Raw genomic sequence first — 15,753 nt, 5'->3', positions numbered from 1 at the left:
ATTATCCCAATAATCCACTCCATGCCCCTAAAATCCCGATTGCGGCAATAAGTAGTAGTATCCAATGCGCTTTAATCCCTTTTTTGACTAACATGAAGATGAATAGCGTAAACATCAAAGGCAAAATTTGCGGTACAATTCCATTGAAGATATCTTGTAGTGAGGCTGAATCATCGCCAGACCCAATTTTTAACGGCATATTTAATGTCACCATAGTAGCAACCATGGCGCCGACCACACATAGCCCTAACACAGATGCTCCATAGGATAATTTATCCATTAAACCTGTCTTTTGAACCTTTTCAATAAAAGATGCGCCAATGTTATAGCCTATAAGTAAACCAAAATAACGGGCTAAAATGGCAGGTACATTAAAGATAAGTAAAAAAAGAAGTGGGCCGAGAATATTACCTTCCAGTGCTAAAGAGGTACCAATACCTGTTGCAATAACACGTAATGTTCCCCAAAAGAACGAATCCCCCAGACCACTTAAAGGTCCCATTAGTGCAATTTTGACATCATTGATAGCGCTTTTATCAAAAGCACTATCGGTGGCATTTTGTTCTTCCATGGCAATACAAATACCTAGTGGAAAGGTAATTAACCATGGTGTGACGTTATAAAATTCTAAATGTCGTTGATAGGCATCAGTGAGTTCGATTTTATTATGACTGTAAATCTTATCTAAAGCTGGTCGCATCGCATAGGAATAGCCTAAGTTCATTTGTCGTTCATAATTCCATGACCATTCAGCTGTAAATGAACGCCAAAACGTTCTGGATAACTCCTTATTGGTTATTAGTTTAGAACTCTTCATTTTCATAATCGATCTCCTGTGCAGCTACCGTATTTCCTGTATTGGTGCTGAGTTTTTGCCCGCTTTCTTCTGCTATCATTTTTTTGCCATTAAATGCCGAATAACCCGTTAAAATGAGCGCAAGACATCCCCCAAAGATTGCCACACCAGTGACGGGTACTTTCATATAAACGGCAAGTGCAAAACCAAAAATAAAGAAGGTAACATTGGTCTTTTTAATCATGATTTTCATTAACATCGCAAATCCAAATGCCGGTAGTAAACCAGTTGCAATACCTAGTCCATCAATAATAAATTTAGGTATCATTTCCAATAGACCATTCACCGCAGAACTGCCAAATAGATAAGAAAGTCCTACGACTAAACCGATTGGCTGATTGATTGAAAAGAATCCACCTAATAAATTCATTCGATCCATACCTTTACCATTGCCTTCACTGGCGTATTTATCCGCTTTATGAACAAAGTAAGGAAGAATAAAAAGAAAACATAAGTTTTTAACCAATAAAACTAATGAAGCAATAGGAATACCTAACGCCAAAGCAATTTCGGTACTTTTACCGGCTCCAATGGCGAAAGCGGTACCCAATATACTGCCTGATATAATTTCGGGTGGAATAGAAGCGCCAATAGAAAACGAACCGACAAATGCGAGTTCTAATGTAGCACCAATAACAATACCTTGTGTGATGTCGCCCATGACTAAACCAGCTAAAGTACAAGTAACAAGTGGTCTGGATAACATTGATGAACCTAATAAGTATTCACCATTGGCTAACATCGCAATCAAAGCTAAAACAACAGCTGTTAATTCGATACTCATATTTTTGTCCCTCTTAACTATTTTTCAAATTTTTGCTTTGATTCGCTTGGGACTTGTTGAATATAGATCTCAATGCCGTCTTGTTGTAATTCTGTTAATAAATCCGCCTCAGTATCAGTTAAATTGATTGTTTTAGAGTAATTTTTTGTCCCTTCTCGAGGTTTAGTACCGCCTAAATTTAGGCTAGTGACATTTCCTTGCGTGGCTCGAATGAGTTTTTCAGCATCAGCAACAGATTCAACGACAACTAACATTTGATATTTATCTGTTACGCCTGAATTGATCGCCTCAATACTGTCATCAATTGACTTCATCACTAATTTTGCGTTTTCTGGTTTAGCTAAACGAATAGCAGATTTACGTAATTCGTCATTAGCCACGACATCATTAGCCACTAAAATAGTATTTGCACCAACATTTTCGAACCATGAAACAACTACCTGACCATGTAATAAACGGTGATCTACACGTAATAATTTAATCATTGATATACCTCCTAGGTGAAATCGACCACATATTTAGTATTACTAGCAAACTTGTACTCAAGCGCAATCGGTTCGTTATTAATATCAAAATAGTGATTAGTAATTTTAAAAAATGGGGCGTTAATATTGATACGTAATTGTTTGGAAAGTTCAGCATTGGCTACCATCAATTGCAAATCTTGCTCTAATTTATCGACTTTTTTCTTTCCTGAATTAATGATTTCAAGTACTGATAGTACCTTGATAATGGAAAGTTGAAAGTCTGGAAAATTAGTTAACGGTAGCAAAAAAATGGTTTTCGTTACGCTATTTGTTGCTATCTCCAAAAAACAAATAAAGTAGATAAGTTCCGTTGATTTTATTTTTAATAATTGGCTGTAATAACAACCTGCTTGCCTGAGATAAGCTTCTTTGATCTGCTTTTTATGATTTGGATATGCTTGAGGTTTTATTATGCCTGTCATTTCTAAAATCGTTTGGGTTGAGAGTGTAGGAGCGACAAATAATCCAACCCCTTTCTTTCTGACGACCATATTTTTTTCAACTAAACGATCAATCGCTTTACGGACTGTGGTTCGACTGACTTCATAATCTTTTTGCAACTGACCTTCTGGCGGTAACTCTGCACCCACACTATATTGTCTTGTACTTATCTGCTCTATTAATTGAGCTGCTAATTTTTCAAATAACTTCATTTGTATTCTTCCTGATAATTAAAGATATTTTTTGCAGATAAGTGATATTTAAATCGATTACCAATTAAGTACTGGTCGGTGTGTTCAAACGGTTCAAAGTCATGATCATAACTGTAACTTGATACTTTATAGATAGGTGTGCCTTCAGTAATTGCTAAATATTTGGCTTTATCGTCGAGAGCGACTTCGTATGCGATCTCTTCTCGACCATGACTGGGTATAACATAAAAATGTTTTTTTAAATATTCATAAAGGGAAACATCATTTAAATCTTGTTTGACTAAATCTTTAAATTTTTTGGAAGGAAGATAACTTATTTCATAAGATAACGGAGATTCATTCAATAAACGTTGTCTTACTATTTTGATTAATTGCTGATTTGATTTAAAAAAGGTCTTTAATTCGGCAGGCATTGGGATGATATCATTGGAGAGTACTTTAATTTTAATATGAACATCATCTTCTTTTTGGCATTCTTCACTAAACGAAGACATTTTTAGCATATTCATTTCAAAGACAGTATGATTAGGGAAATGGTGATCTTCCTGAAAAACATCACCTTCCATCCTTAAATCATTTAATGCTCTTCTAACCGTCGTTCGACTTACCCTAAAATATTCGGCAAGCCCTCTTTCTGTCTTTATTTGACTGATAATTTTAGGATTTGCTTTAATTTGTTCTTCGACTTCTGTCTTGACTGCAATATCACGGTATTCCAAAGATCACGCTCCATATTTGGGCTTTCTTATCCAATAGATATATCTTTAACAACCAATTACTGATTAAAAATTATCTAAAAAAATACATGCCGTCAATTTTAAGTACCAAAAGTGTTGTCATGATCACAATATTTTTTATTATCGACATAAAATCAAGATAATAACTCATAATATGAATTAACGAATAGGTTGAATCATTAAAATTAAAAAACTACGGATAATTATGACAAGATAGGTGATACTTTAAATAATAAATAGAAATGATTGTGTTATAAAGTTCATGAATTTATTATATAAACATAAACATGATGAAGAATTTTGTGCAGAAATGACTATTTTTTAACATTATAAAATATACCGATAGGATAATCTGTTTTATCATTGCTTTAATAAGGGGAAAAGGATGATTAAAAAAATAATTTTCTTAATTTTATGTTTATTTAGTGCATTAGCCAAAAGCGATGAGTTTGTTTGGAAAATAAATTTTGATAGAAAGCTCAATATTCCTCATTTGAACTTAACCATTGATGGTAAAGATATTGAGGTTACCTTAGACACAGGTAGTAAAGAAGGATTACATTTACCATTAGATTTTATTGATAATATCGTTGATAAAATTGAACTTCCTGAAAACAAGAAAAGTATTGATTTATCGGGTAATATAAATATAACAAGATCTTTTATTGCGAATAATTTGGTCATCAATTCGCTAACATTTAAAAAAGTTAATATTATTGAATATAAACCATGGGGTTTAGCCATATCAAGTAACAATGAAAAAGAAGAAAGCGATGATTTCCCTGCAATTGGATTAGGTTTATTTGATCAATATGTTTTAACCTTAAATTTTCCTAAAAATGAAATTATTATTTCAGACGATATAAATTTAAGTTTAGATAACACTTGGGTTGAATTACCTTTCCGTTTAGTGGATGAAGGTTTAGTTATTGAAATGTCAGATGGTTATAAAAATTTCCAAATGATATTAGATACCGGAGCAAGCTTATCTATGATTAAAGCGCAATCCCTTTCACCTCAATCAATTAAAATTAAGGATGAAAATAGTCATTATCAATTTGTTGAACTTGGTGTGAGTTACGTTTCATCGGATAAAGTGGAAGCAATTATTCTCGATTCTCTTCCACCTGAATTCCAATCAGATGGGCTTTTGGGTATTGATGTACTACAAAGTCATTTAATTAAAATAGATTTCAAAAATAAAAAACTATGGATTAAACCGTTTAAAACAGGATCGACTAATTAATCTATTATTGGACGAAAACCGCACATTAGTTCTTATTTTACTAAAACGCAGATAATAAAAAAAACCCACTTAAATAAGTCGGTTTTTTATATCTAAATTGGTCGGCGAGAGAGGATTACTCGCATTTCATGCTCGCCCTTCGGGTCGTTGCTAAAGCAACGCTGTTTCGCTTCGCTCAGCTCAAACCTCCTGTCGGTTCTCATCCTCTTCAAACGTAGATAACAAAAAAGCCCACTCATAAGAGTAGGCTTTTTGTTCAAATTGGTCGGCGAGAGAGGATTCGAACCTCCGACCCACTGGTCCCAAACCAGTTGCGCTACCAAGCTGCGCTACTCGCCGTTAGATTTACTTATGCATGGCATAAATGGGGTGGCTAATGGGACTCGAACCCACGACAACTGGAATCACAATCCAGGGCTCTACCAACTGAGCTATAGCCACCGCTGAAGTAGGACGAAATATTACGCATAAAAAATAATATTGTCCAGTATATTTTTAAAAAAATTGACCAATTGGTTATATAAAAACCGCAACAGTGTTTAACGCACTAGAATATTTGAAAAATTTATGCTTTGTGAGACATAATATGAATAATTTGTGTGTCGGTAGCTTTCATGCTGTTACTGACAATTGCCCCTAAATTATTAATTGACGATTCAACACTATCACACACAATCCCTTCCTTACCCGTGACCCGAATACAACTCAAAGCCATTAATACCGCTTTATAGGCAGAGGAAACGGATGTCGAAACTTTCATAGCACAACTATTCGATGCGCCATCACAAATAATACCAGATAAATCACCAATCATACTACAAATTGCCATATCTACCGGTTCATACTCACCTTTGCCTAGTAACCATGCCATTCCTGCCGCTGCCCCCATAGCAGCGGTTGAAGCGGCACAAAGCGCAGATAACGGCGGATATTTACTATGTATATAAATTGCAATGGTATGCGATAAAATAAGCGCTCTGGCTAATTGCTCTTGAGTGACTTTTAAATGTTCAGCCACCACAACTACTGGCATAGTCGCTGTAATACCTTGATTGCCTGAACCTGAATTGCTCATCGCAGGCAATGTTGCACCACCCATTCGAGCATCAGATGCTGCTGTTGTACGAATAATTACTTTAGATAATAAATCATCTGCCATTAATCCATTTTTAGTATGCTCACGTAAAGTGGTCGCAATACTTAGACCATAAGCCTGTTTTAATCCTTCTTCAGATAAAGCATCGTTTAATTTTGCTGCCTCTAAAATAAATTTTATATCGTCAAAATTAGCATAGCTGGCAAATTCATAGATTAATCTAACCGACATTTGCTTTATTATAAGATCATCGTGAGATAACGCTTGATTAACTGAATCGGTTTGGTAAAGAAGCTCACCATTTTTTTCGACTAATATCAAATGAGTATGCGTGTTTTCAATACAGACTTTGACATGATCTGTTTCAGTGTAAATATTAGCCTCTGCATAAATTGCTTTATGATTATCTGCAATTTGAACACGTACCTTACCATTAGTGAGCATTTCTTTTGCTTGTATAATTTGCGCTGAAGTGATGTTTTTTAACACTTCAAGCCCAGCATCTGCATCACCGCCTATTGCACCAATCGCAGCAGCAATAGGTAAGCCAACCATACCGGTACCAGGAACAGTGACACCCATTCCATTTTTCATTAAATTTGGCGAAACATAAGCTTCAATTTTTTTTATGTTATTTTTGTCAAGATATTGACTAGCAACCGCTGAAGCAAATGCCAAAGAAATAGGTTCAGTGCAACCAAGTGCTGGTAAAACTTCATGTTTTATTAATTGAATTAATGCTTGCCATTGTGTTTGCTGTTTAGATTCTTCCATTCATCAATCTTAATGTTATTAGTTGAAAATTTAACAATTTATTTATCAATATTTTATTATATCTTAAGCTATATTTGAATGATGATATGACACAATCTCTATATAATAGTGCAATTTTATAGCAAATTAGATTAATCAAAATAAAGTGTTATTCAATTTCATTTAAATTTTGATTAAAGCTATAGCTAACCTAACATTTTTTAAACAATTAGGTAGTAAATTAAATAAACAGCAATCGTTCAAAATATGTAATATTTTAGTAAAATTACCTGACATTTTTTTTATTATTGCAATAATATAACTACCTATAATTATATAATAATGGCGATTATGATAAATATTTTATTAATTGATGATGATATTGAATTATCACAGATGCTAAGTGAGTATCTGACTAATGAAGGCTTTAATATCAAAAGTGTTTATTTAGGTAAAGATGGTATTGAAGAAGCCTTATCAGGCAAATATCGAGCTGCAATCTTGGATGTAATGTTACCCGATATTAATGGAATTGATGTTCTTAAAAGTATTCGTCAGCAATGTAATATGCCTGTTATTATGTTAACCGCTAAAGGCGATAATATTGATCGTGTTTTAGGGTTAGAATTGGGCGCAGATGATTATATTCCAAAACCTTGTTATCCACGCGAATTATTAGCAAGACTGCGTGCTGTTTTACGTCGTTTTGATGAACGTTCTGTTGAGTTAGTCGATGATAAAAAATACCATTTTAATGGCTTAGTATTAGATTTACCGCAACGGTTATGTACTTGGAATGGCCAAGTGATAGATTTGACATCCACCGAGTTTAATTTATTAGTATTATTGGTAAAACACAGTGAGCGCGTGGTCACTAAAGAAGAGTTATCTGAAATAGGTCTTGGTCGAGCTCGTGAACTTTATGATCGTAGCGTCGATGTACATATCAGTAATATTCGCCAAAAACTTCATCAAGTTGCTCAAAATGTAGTAACTATTGAAACTATTCGAGCTGTTGGTTACCGAATCCGTTAATGTGATAATAGGCTTGAGATGAATCGTCGATTATTTTGGAAAATACTCATTATATTTTGGGTAATTTTCTATCTTACTTTTCAGTTAACCTGGATTGCATTTTCTTATTATATAGAAAATAAAAACCAACGATTTCTCAATCATATGCCGACAAAAGTCGATATGATCGCTCAGTTATTACATGTAGCAGGTGAAAATGAAACGTTAAATTTTGTTGCTCATCTGCCTGAACGTGAGCGAGTTTTATTATCAATAAAATTGATTTCTCCTCAAAACGATCAAATCAATATCATTACGGATGAATTAGAACCGCCAAATTATATTTATCAACGTACAGCAGTTGCGCCTGATGGAACACTTTATGCGGTTTCATTTAGAGAAGATAAAGACAAAGACGATCAAGTCAAAAAAGCCCTGTTTAATATGCCAATGCCAATTGTGTTAATGGGAATTTGTGTGGGATTAGTCTTTAGTCTCTTTTTGGCTTGGAACTTAACCAGACCAATGAAACTATTAAGGCAAGGCTTTTTCAGAGTTTCTCAAGGTGATCTTTCGGTTAGATTATTCAATAAACTTAAACCACGCCATGATGAGCTTAGTGAATTAGGCAAAGATTTTGATATGATGGTTGAACAACTCAATATTTTAATCTCAGACCGCCAAGCTCTTTTGCATGATGTATCACATGAGCTTAGAACGCCACTTGCTCGCTTACAATTAGCCATCGGATTAGCTCAACAAAATAAGCAAAATATTGATACCGCATTAGCAAGAATAGAATTAGAATCTGAACGATTAGATCAACTTATTGGTGAAATATTAAATTATTCACGTGCTGAAATGAATAATCGCACAGATGAATATTTTGATCTAAAAGATTTATTGCGTGTGGTCATTAATGATGCGAACTATGAAGCGAATCACCAATCGATAAATGTTCACTTCATTTCATCAGCGATTATTCATTCTATTGTAAAAGGTAACTCGGAACAAATTCGCCGTGCAGTTGAAAATATTATCCGTAATGCAATTCGCTTTTCAAAACCGGGACAAGAAGTTAATGTATCTTTAAAAGAAGTCGGTAAATACCTACAAATTGAAGTTAAAGATCGTGGCCCTGGTGTCGATCCAAATAAACTATCGAGTATTTTTGAACCGTTTGTTCGCATTCAATCGCCACAATTAGGTAAAGGATACGGTCTTGGTCTTGCAATAGCCAGAAAGACGTTCACTATGCATAATGGTACTATTCAAGCAACAAACCGCGACCATGGTGGACTTACGGTGACAATCCGCTTACCTTATTGGCGAAAACGTTAATCAAAAATTCATATTTATTTAAAGATTAATAGCAATCAGTATTAACCGTTAAGACAAATTCTTTCACTAATCTTTCCAAATCAATTTTATCGTGACCGATGAAATTCAAGACTTGCATGATGGTGCTTGGTTCATTTTCTAATAGTGTTTTATATTGTGCGATATATTGGCTAGCGATAGGCTTATACGACCAATGCCACTCTTCTGGCTGATAGCCCCCATTTCTTCCTTCGTTAAACGCTTGGCAAAAGCCATATTTAGGTAAATTGTCCTGAAGCCATTGATATAAAATTATACCCTTTTTATCTTTTTTGAAATAATCAGATGAAACACTGGTAATATCGATATCCGTTCCCCAATGATGACGAGATGTACCAGGCATTGATGAATATTTTAATATTTCTTCAGCAATTTGTTGTGGATCATTAAACTGATTGGATAATTTATCCCATTTACGCTGCCAAATTGAGTTTTGATAGGTATAATTACGTGTAGCACTTACGATAATAAACGGAATATCAGGATGTGCTTTTTTAAAAGCTTGATAAGCTTTTATTAGCTGCTGAGTGGGTTCCTTTTGAAGATACATGCCCTTTTTATTGACAGGTAACGTGGTAGAATCTAATGCGACAAAATTATCGTCAATCTTCTCATCAAACTGCCCAATTAGTTTGTTAAAAGGTATAGGTTGTGCCATAGTAAACGTTGAGTATAAAAATAAAGTTAATGTTAAACAGAAAATAGGGAAATATTTTGCTGAATTTGTTTTCATTATTAATATTCTATTAGCCAGATAAAGGGAAAAACAGTATAATCCTTTCCTTAAATTTTTAAATAGCCATAATGTGTAAAAACGAGGCCATATGTTAACACCTGCTACACCAAATACGTCTGTTAATTGTGCAGATGCATCCAATCTTAATACAACTAATCCTAAAAGTGAAAAAATAAATTTACTTGATTTAACTCGTCAACAATTGAGAGAGTTTTTTATTTCATTGGGCGAAAAACCATTTAGAGCCGATCAAGTCATGAAATGGATCTATCATTTTGGGATAGATGATTTTGATCAGATGACCGATATCAACAAAAAGTTACGTGAACATCTAAAATTAATCGCTGAAATCAAAGCACCAGTAATTGCAATGGAACAGCGCTCATCCGATGGTACGATAAAATGGGCGTTAGATGTTGGTGATAACCAAATGATTGAATCTGTTTATATTCCGGAAAGAGATCGTGCAACCCTCTGTGTTTCATCACAAGTTGGCTGTGCTTTAGCGTGCAAATTCTGTTCAACCGCACAACAAGGCTTTAATCGTAACTTAACGGTATCTGAAATTATAGGTCAAGTATGGCGAGCATCGAAAGTCATTGGTGTAACCGGTAAATTAGCAGATAGACCTATTACTAATGTGGTCATGATGGGTATGGGAGAGCCTTTACTCAATTTATCGAATGTCGTACCGGCAATGGAAATCATGTTAGATGATTTTGGTTATGGCTTATCAAAAAGACGAGTAACCCTATCGACTTCTGGTGTTGTTCCTGCTTTAGATAAATTAGCAGGCATGATTGATGTCGCCTTAGCTATTTCATTGCATGCACCAAATGATAATATACGTAGCGAAATTATGCCAATTAATCAAAAATATAATATGGCAATGTTACGTGACTCAATTTTACGTTATCTGTCGACATCAAATGCTAATCATGGAAAAGTAACGATTGAATATGTATTACTTAATCAAATCAATGATAGTGTTGAACATGCTCATGAACTTGCTAAATTCTTGAAAAACGTTCCAAGTAAAATCAATTTAATACCTTGGAACCCATTCCCTGGTGCTCCTTTTTCAAAATGCTCAAACACACGTATCGATCGTTTTATGAAAACGTTAATGGGATATGGATTTACAGTGATTGTTCGTAAAACACGTGGCGATGATATTGATGCGGCTTGCGGTCAGTTGGCCGGTGACGTCGTTGATCGTACTAAACGGACTTTATATAAAAAGCATAACCTCATTAAACAAACAGCATAACGATCAAGGTAAATTAATAAAGGAATAGTTGATGAAAAAAATACTCATATTACTAAGCTTTTTAGCATTATTAACACTATCAGGCTGCCAAATAAATGGTAACGAAGAGTTCGATCCCGAAGCGGCAGCTTTTGCAAGAATGCAATTAGGATTAGGATATCTAAGCAAAGCAAATGAATCGGAAGATAACATTAAAGCTGCACACTATAATCTCAAATTAGCAAATCAATATTCACCTAATAACCCACAAATTATGCTAGCTATGGCAATGTTTGATCAGCACGTTGGTGAATACAATGAAGCAGAAATGATTTATAAACGCATTACCCTTATGCAACCAGGTAATGGCTTATATCATGTACATTATGGATCTTTTTTATGTGGTCTTGGACGTTATCAGGAAGCACAAAAGGAGTTTGAAAAAAGCCTTGAATACGATCGCCATAATTGGAAAGCCGATACCTATGAACAATATGGATATTGTGCAATCCAAAATGATGATAAAAAAACAGCTGACTTAATGTTTAAACAACTTTTTCAATATGATGCAAAACGTCGTGAAACGGTTTTAAAAACAGCGGATCTTTATCAAAATAAAGGTGATAAAAGAATAGCGAGTTATTTATTATCAGTTGTTAAACAATAAAGTACAACCCAATATTAAATAATCGGGTATCCCAATAATTATTAAACAAGAGCATATGTCATGAGTTTTTTGACGATATTTTTATTAGCAATGGCAATGTCTACAGATGCTTTTGCGGTCGCTGTTTGTCGTGGAATTTCATTTAAAACTACTCCCTTTATCGGCGCCTTAAAAGTCGGTATTTTATTTGGTATCGTTGAAGCAATTACACCATTGCTAGGTTGGCTCATAGGCATGTTAGCACTGCACTTTATAGAGCGTTGGGATCATTGGGTAGTATTTGCTGTCATGCTATTTTTAGGCATTAATATGATTTATAATAGCCTTAAAGAAAGCGACGAAGATTTTTCTGAAAAAGAAATAGCCTCTTCCAAAAAATCTTTTCTTATCTTAATTTTTACCGCTATTTCGACTAGTCTGGATGCATTTGCTGTTGGAATTAGTTTAGCATTAGCTAGCGTCAATATTTATATCGCAGCAAGCATGATTGGATTAGCAACCTGTGTCATGGTGACTATAGGTTTATTATTAGGAAAAAAAATTGGTTGTTTTATCGGAAAACAAGCCGAGATTTTAGGCGGATTGGTGTTAATTGCAATTGGCGTAATAACACTTTATCAGCATCTTTCAAATTAAATTCGCAAAATTCAACACTCTTTTTTCATATTCCAACATACATTTAATTTCAATTTGTTAATTTATTCAAACTTGTCAAAGAAAAAAGTTTTTTTGATAAAAAATGATAAAGGGAAAAAATTAATTTGTGAATATAAAAAAACTACCCGCGTAAACGGATAGTTTTTTCAAATATTTAGTTTGTGTGTAAGGAAAGAATTACATCATTCCGCCCATACCACCCATGCCGCCCATTCCAGCAGCACCTAAATCAGCTTTATCATCTTTAGGTAAATCAGTAACCATACATTCAGTTGTGATCATAAGACCAGCGACAGATGCAGCATATTGTAATGCACTACGAGTTACTTTAGTTGGATCTAAAATACCCATTGCAATCATATCACCATACTCTTCAGTTGAAGCATTGTAACCATAGTTACCTTTACCACCTTTAACTGCGTTAACAACAACAGATGCTTCTTCACCACAGTTAGTGACGATTTGACGTAATGGTGCTTCCATTGCACGAAGTGCAACTTTGATACCTACGTTTTGATCTTCATTCGCACCTTTTAGTTCAGCAATCGCTGAGGCAGCACGAACTAACGCTACACCACCACCGGCAACAACACCTTCTTCAACTGCAGCACGAGTTGCATGTAATGCATCTTCTACACGTGCTTTTTTCTCTTTCATTTCAACTTCAGTAGCTGCACCAACTTTAATTACTGCAACACCGCCAGCTAATTTAGCCACACGTTCTTGAAGTTTTTCTTTATCGTAATCAGAAGTTGATTCTTCAATTTGTTTACGAATTTGTTCAACACGAGCATTAATTAAAGACTCTTCACCCACACCATCGATGATAGTAGTATTGTCTTTATTGATAACAACACGTTTAGCTTGACCTAAATCTTCTAACGTTGCTTTTTCAAGCTCTAAACCGATTTCTTCTGAAATAACAGTACCAGCTGTTAAAATAGCGATATCTTGTAACATTGCTTTACGACGGTCACCAAAGCCTGGTGCTTTTACGGCTGCAACTTTAACAATACCACGCATAGTATTTACCACTAATGTTGCTAATGCTTCACCTTCAACATCTTCAGCAATAATTAATAGTGATTTACCCGCTTTTGCAACCGCTTCTAATACCGGTAATAATTCACGGATATTAGAGATTTTTTTATCAACTAATAAAATATATGGACTATCTAATTCAACTGTTGCTGTTTCTGGTTTATTAATGAAATAAGGTGATAAATAACCACGATCAAACTGCATACCTTCAACCACATCAAGTTCATCTTGTAAACCCGTGCCGTCTTCAACAGTAATAACACCTTCTTTACCTACTTTTTCCATTGCTTGCGCAATTAAAGTACCCACAGTTTCATCTGAGTTAGCAGAAATAGTACCAACTTGTGCAATTGCTTTAGAATCTGCGCATGGAGCTGACAATTTTTTAAGTTCTTCAACAGCGGCAACGACTGCTTTATCGATACCACGTTTTAAATCCATTGGATTCATTCCTGCAGCCACTGCTTTTAAGCCTTCGTTAACGATAGCTTGAGCAAGCACAGTTGCCGTTGTTGTACCATCACCAGCAGCATCATTAGCTTTCGATGCAACTTCTTTTACCATTTGTGCACCCATATTTTCGAATTTATCTTCTAATTCGATTTCGCGAGCAACTGAAACACCATCTTTAGTGATTGTTGGAGCACCAAATGATTTATCTAAAACAACGTTACGCCCCTTAGGACCTAAAGTCACTTTTACTGCATCAGCTAATACATTCACGCCTTGAAGCATTTTAACGCGAGCGTCATTACCAAATTTTACATCTTTAGCGGCCATCTTCGTATTTCTCCTAAATTCTGTATATAAATTAAATTAGTTGCCAGTTATGCTTGTACAATAGCTAAAATATCGCTTTCAGACAGGATAAGCACTTCTTCATTATCGATTTTTTCTGTTTTAACGCCATATCCTTCATTGAAAATTACGATATCACCAACTTTAACATCTAGCGGTTGTACTTGACCATTTTCTAAAATGCGACCATTACCAACAGCTAAAACTTCACCACGTGTTGATTTACCTGCAGCTGAACCTGTTAAAACAATACCGCCAGCTGATTTTGATTCCACTTCTTTACGTTTAATGATCACACGATCATGCAATGGACGAATTTTCATTAGTTATCTCCTAGCACTAATATTTAAATAGATGATAATTAAAAACAAATCTTAAAATTACGATTTAATAATGTAGTGAAGCTTACATGGGGATTTTTTTATATTCTTCAAGAGATGAATTTCAAAAAAATAACCAATTGATTATTTATTCATCATCTTTCCGAATGAATTCTCCTTCAATAATCTCGTCAGATTGATTATAGGATCTTGATGAATCAACGCTAGATTGAATAGGCATTTTTTCTACAACTAATTTCACTAAATAATTTTGTACATAAGGAATTAATAAAATCACGCCTAATATATCAGTCAAAAATCCCGGAATCAGCAGGAAAAAACCAGCAAATAGCAAAGCGACATTTTTAATTACTTCGTTTTTCAAACTCTGATGATTAGCCATTTTTTGTCGCATAATACTAAAATTCTTTAAACCTTGTGTTTTAACTAAAGAAAACCCAATGAAGGAAGTGGCTATAATACAAATTAGCGCAAGGAATACCCCTATTGAATCAGCAACCTTTATGAAAAAACTAATTTCGCAATAAGCATAAATGAAAAAAAGAATACACAAGAAATATCGCATGTAACAATTCCCTTAAAATAATGTGATATTGTTAGATATTAGTAATAATATAAAGCCAATAAGTTATTTTTCAACCAAACAAACTATTTTTTAAAAAATATATCACAAAAAGAATTGACGAATTATCCCAGATCGTGTTTAATACACCTCCATTGTTGCCCGGATAGCTCAGTCGGTAGAGCAGGGGATTGAAAATCCCCGTGTCCGTGGTTCGATTCCGCGTCCGGGCACCAATCCTAAAAGAACACCAGCGAAAGCTGGTTTTTTTGTGTCTGAAAAAAATTTCTTCATGTTTAACCCACCTACTGGACTTAGTCTAAATCAATTTAAACCGTAATTTTCATAATTATTTTAATGATTAATTTATCTACATTAATTATAATACATTCAATAAAAATCAATATGTAAGTTAAAAATTATATAATCAGTTAAGTGCCATAATAATAAGTTCAACTTAACTAAAAAATGTATTCGTAGATTTTTAAATCTATTTAATTAATATTGCTTTGATTAAAAATGGCACTATTTTTGCAAATTTATTTGTTACACAGCACTTAACGGTCGTTATGCTCGTGTTAAAAGTTTATTTCTATAAAAAATGGATTACGTTACGACTTATTGAGTAATGACATAATTTTTAATTATTGTGCAAT

The 15,753-nt window shown here is 34.3% G+C and carries 16 protein-coding genes, 3 tRNA genes and 1 other RNA gene; 7 read left to right on the top strand and 13 right to left on the bottom strand.

Features of this window, described 5'->3' with window-relative positions; genetic code table 11:
* Nucleotide 1: 1 nt before the first annotated feature.
* Genes A9G10_RS02395 through A9G10_RS02375 form a run of 5 tightly spaced genes read right to left on the bottom strand, consistent with a single transcriptional unit; the run spans nucleotide 2 to nucleotide 3,539 of the window.
* Nucleotides 2–823: a PTS system mannose/fructose/sorbose family transporter subunit IID gene (locus A9G10_RS02395; protein ID WP_065558087.1), complete on the bottom strand. Its 822-nt coding sequence runs from the start codon at nucleotides 821–823 to the stop codon at nucleotides 2–4.
* Nucleotides 804–1,640 carry a PTS mannose/fructose/sorbose/N-acetylgalactosamine transporter subunit IIC gene (locus A9G10_RS02390; protein WP_065558086.1) on the bottom strand — a complete coding sequence of 279 codons (837 nt, stop codon included), beginning with the start codon at nucleotides 1,638–1,640 and terminating at the stop codon, nucleotides 804–806. Before A9G10_RS02390 ends, A9G10_RS02395 begins: the two co-directional genes overlap by 20 nt.
* A gap of 17 nt (nucleotides 1,641–1,657) precedes the next feature.
* Nucleotides 1,658–2,125: a PTS sugar transporter subunit IIB gene (locus A9G10_RS02385; protein ID WP_065558085.1), complete on the bottom strand. Its 468-nt coding sequence runs from the start codon at nucleotides 2,123–2,125 to the stop codon at nucleotides 1,658–1,660.
* An 11-nt stretch (nucleotides 2,126–2,136) separates the two neighbouring features.
* On the bottom strand, nucleotides 2,137–2,820 hold the full coding sequence (locus tag A9G10_RS02380; RefSeq protein ID WP_065558084.1) for a GntR family transcriptional regulator: 684 nt from the start codon (nucleotides 2,818–2,820) through the stop codon (nucleotides 2,137–2,139).
* Nucleotides 2,817–3,539, bottom strand: coding sequence for a GntR family transcriptional regulator (locus A9G10_RS02375; RefSeq protein WP_065558083.1), 723 nt, complete (start codon nucleotides 3,537–3,539; stop codon nucleotides 2,817–2,819). Before A9G10_RS02375 ends, A9G10_RS02380 begins: the two co-directional genes overlap by 4 nt.
* Before the next feature lie 403 nt (nucleotides 3,540–3,942).
* On the opposite strand from A9G10_RS02375, the gene A9G10_RS02370 reads away from it, so the two are divergent.
* Nucleotides 3,943–4,803, top strand: a complete 861-nt coding sequence (locus A9G10_RS02370) for a hypothetical protein (protein WP_065558082.1) — start codon at nucleotides 3,943–3,945, stop codon at nucleotides 4,801–4,803.
* A gap of 98 nt (nucleotides 4,804–4,901) precedes the next feature.
* Here the strand turns inward: A9G10_RS02370 and A9G10_RS02365 are convergent.
* The 4 genes from A9G10_RS02365 to A9G10_RS02350 all read right to left on the bottom strand — a co-directional run bounded on the left by A9G10_RS02365 (nucleotide 4,902) and on the right by A9G10_RS02350 (nucleotide 6,673).
* Nucleotides 4,902–5,027: non-coding RNA, RtT sRNA (locus tag A9G10_RS02365), on the bottom strand.
* A 38-nt stretch (nucleotides 5,028–5,065) separates the two neighbouring features.
* A tRNA-Pro gene (locus tag A9G10_RS02360) sits at nucleotides 5,066–5,142 on the bottom strand.
* Nucleotides 5,143–5,168: 26 nt separating this feature from the next.
* Nucleotides 5,169–5,244: transfer RNA gene (locus A9G10_RS02355), tRNA-His, on the bottom strand.
* A gap of 124 nt (nucleotides 5,245–5,368) precedes the next feature.
* Nucleotides 5,369–6,673, bottom strand: a complete 1,305-nt coding sequence (locus A9G10_RS02350) for an L-cysteine desulfidase family protein (RefSeq protein ID WP_065558081.1) — start codon at nucleotides 6,671–6,673, stop codon at nucleotides 5,369–5,371.
* A 333-nt stretch (nucleotides 6,674–7,006) separates the two neighbouring features.
* On the opposite strand from A9G10_RS02350, the gene A9G10_RS02345 reads away from it, so the two are divergent.
* Nucleotides 7,007–7,687, top strand: a complete 681-nt coding sequence (locus tag A9G10_RS02345) for a response regulator transcription factor (protein WP_065558131.1) — start codon at nucleotides 7,007–7,009, stop codon at nucleotides 7,685–7,687.
* A gap of 18 nt (nucleotides 7,688–7,705) precedes the next feature.
* Complete coding sequence (locus tag A9G10_RS02340) at nucleotides 7,706–9,007, top strand: ATP-binding protein (RefSeq protein WP_065558080.1); 1,302 nt, start codon at nucleotides 7,706–7,708, stop codon at nucleotides 9,005–9,007.
* Between the two features lie 25 nt (nucleotides 9,008–9,032).
* Here A9G10_RS02340 and A9G10_RS02335 read toward each other — a convergent pair whose 3' ends face one another.
* Nucleotides 9,033–9,779 (bottom strand): M15 family metallopeptidase, encoded by a 747-nt coding sequence (locus tag A9G10_RS02335; RefSeq protein WP_065558079.1) that lies wholly within the window; start codon nucleotides 9,777–9,779, stop codon nucleotides 9,033–9,035.
* A gap of 91 nt (nucleotides 9,780–9,870) precedes the next feature.
* Here A9G10_RS02335 and A9G10_RS02330 point away from each other — a divergent pair, with 91 nt between their 5' ends.
* From A9G10_RS02330 to A9G10_RS02320, 3 genes are read left to right on the top strand one after another with little or no spacing between them, the layout of a single operon-like run.
* Nucleotides 9,871–11,052 carry a bifunctional tRNA (adenosine(37)-C2)-methyltransferase TrmG/ribosomal RNA large subunit methyltransferase RlmN gene (locus A9G10_RS02330; protein ID WP_065558078.1) on the top strand — a complete coding sequence of 394 codons (1,182 nt, stop codon included), beginning with the start codon at nucleotides 9,871–9,873 and terminating at the stop codon, nucleotides 11,050–11,052.
* Between the two features lie 31 nt (nucleotides 11,053–11,083).
* Nucleotides 11,084–11,698, top strand: coding sequence for a hypothetical protein (locus A9G10_RS02325; protein WP_065558077.1), 615 nt, complete (start codon nucleotides 11,084–11,086; stop codon nucleotides 11,696–11,698).
* 60 nt (nucleotides 11,699–11,758) lie between these two features.
* Nucleotides 11,759–12,334, top strand: coding sequence for a manganese efflux pump MntP (locus A9G10_RS02320; protein WP_065558076.1), 576 nt, complete (start codon nucleotides 11,759–11,761; stop codon nucleotides 12,332–12,334).
* 198 nt (nucleotides 12,335–12,532) lie between these two features.
* On the opposite strand, the gene groL is transcribed toward A9G10_RS02320, so the two are convergent.
* The 3 genes from groL to A9G10_RS02305 all read right to left on the bottom strand — a co-directional run bounded on the left by groL (nucleotide 12,533) and on the right by A9G10_RS02305 (nucleotide 15,100).
* A complete protein-coding gene (gene groL / locus A9G10_RS02315; RefSeq protein ID WP_065558075.1) occupies nucleotides 12,533–14,176 on the bottom strand; it encodes a chaperonin GroEL in 1,644 nt (547 codons plus the stop codon).
* Between the two features lie 47 nt (nucleotides 14,177–14,223).
* The gene (locus tag A9G10_RS02310; protein ID WP_034915350.1) at nucleotides 14,224–14,517 is read right to left on the bottom strand and encodes a co-chaperone GroES; all 294 of its coding nucleotides are present in this window, start codon (nucleotides 14,515–14,517) and stop codon (nucleotides 14,224–14,226) included.
* A gap of 145 nt (nucleotides 14,518–14,662) precedes the next feature.
* Entirely contained in the window at nucleotides 14,663–15,100 is a 438-nt protein-coding gene (locus A9G10_RS02305; protein WP_065558074.1) for an FxsA family protein, read from the bottom strand.
* Between the two features lie 157 nt (nucleotides 15,101–15,257).
* Here A9G10_RS02305 and A9G10_RS02300 point away from each other — a divergent pair.
* Nucleotides 15,258–15,333, top strand: a tRNA-Phe gene (locus A9G10_RS02300).
* The last annotated feature ends 420 nt before the right edge of the window (nucleotides 15,334–15,753 follow it).

Source organism: Gilliamella sp. wkB308 (genome assembly GCF_001690185.1).
Taxonomy (GTDB): Bacteria; Pseudomonadota; Gammaproteobacteria; order Enterobacterales; family Orbaceae; genus Gilliamella; species Gilliamella apicola_I.
The sequence above is the reverse complement of the archived record's forward strand: the minus strand, read 5'-3'. Positions and strand labels throughout refer to the sequence as shown.

Coding starts and splice junctions, on each gene's coding strand:
- A9G10_RS02390 (WP_065558086.1), bottom strand. CDS start 1,640: ATGAGTATCGAATTAACAGCTGTTGTTTTAGCTTTGATTGCGATGTTA.
- A9G10_RS02370 (WP_065558082.1), top strand. CDS start 3,943: ATGATTAAAAAAATAATTTTCTTAATTTTATGTTTATTTAGTGCATTA.
- A9G10_RS02350 (WP_065558081.1), bottom strand. CDS start 6,673: ATGGAAGAATCTAAACAGCAAACACAATGGCAAGCATTAATTCAATTA.
- A9G10_RS02330 (WP_065558078.1), top strand. CDS start 9,871: ATGTTAACACCTGCTACACCAAATACGTCTGTTAATTGTGCAGATGCA.
- A9G10_RS02395 (WP_065558087.1), bottom strand. CDS start 823: ATGAAAATGAAGAGTTCTAAACTAATAACCAATAAGGAGTTATCCAGA.
- A9G10_RS02320 (WP_065558076.1), top strand. CDS start 11,759: ATGAGTTTTTTGACGATATTTTTATTAGCAATGGCAATGTCTACAGAT.
- A9G10_RS02340 (WP_065558080.1), top strand. CDS start 7,706: ATGAATCGTCGATTATTTTGGAAAATACTCATTATATTTTGGGTAATT.
- A9G10_RS02310 (WP_034915350.1), bottom strand. CDS start 14,517: ATGAAAATTCGTCCATTGCATGATCGTGTGATCATTAAACGTAAAGAA.
- A9G10_RS02305 (WP_065558074.1), bottom strand. CDS start 15,100: ATGCGATATTTCTTGTGTATTCTTTTTTTCATTTATGCTTATTGCGAA.
- A9G10_RS02325 (WP_065558077.1), top strand. CDS start 11,084: ATGAAAAAAATACTCATATTACTAAGCTTTTTAGCATTATTAACACTA.
- A9G10_RS02385 (WP_065558085.1), bottom strand. CDS start 2,125: ATGATTAAATTATTACGTGTAGATCACCGTTTATTACATGGTCAGGTA.
- A9G10_RS02335 (WP_065558079.1), bottom strand. CDS start 9,779: ATGAAAACAAATTCAGCAAAATATTTCCCTATTTTCTGTTTAACATTA.
- A9G10_RS02380 (WP_065558084.1), bottom strand. CDS start 2,820: ATGAAGTTATTTGAAAAATTAGCAGCTCAATTAATAGAGCAGATAAGT.
- groL (WP_065558075.1), bottom strand. CDS start 14,176: ATGGCCGCTAAAGATGTAAAATTTGGTAATGACGCTCGCGTTAAAATG.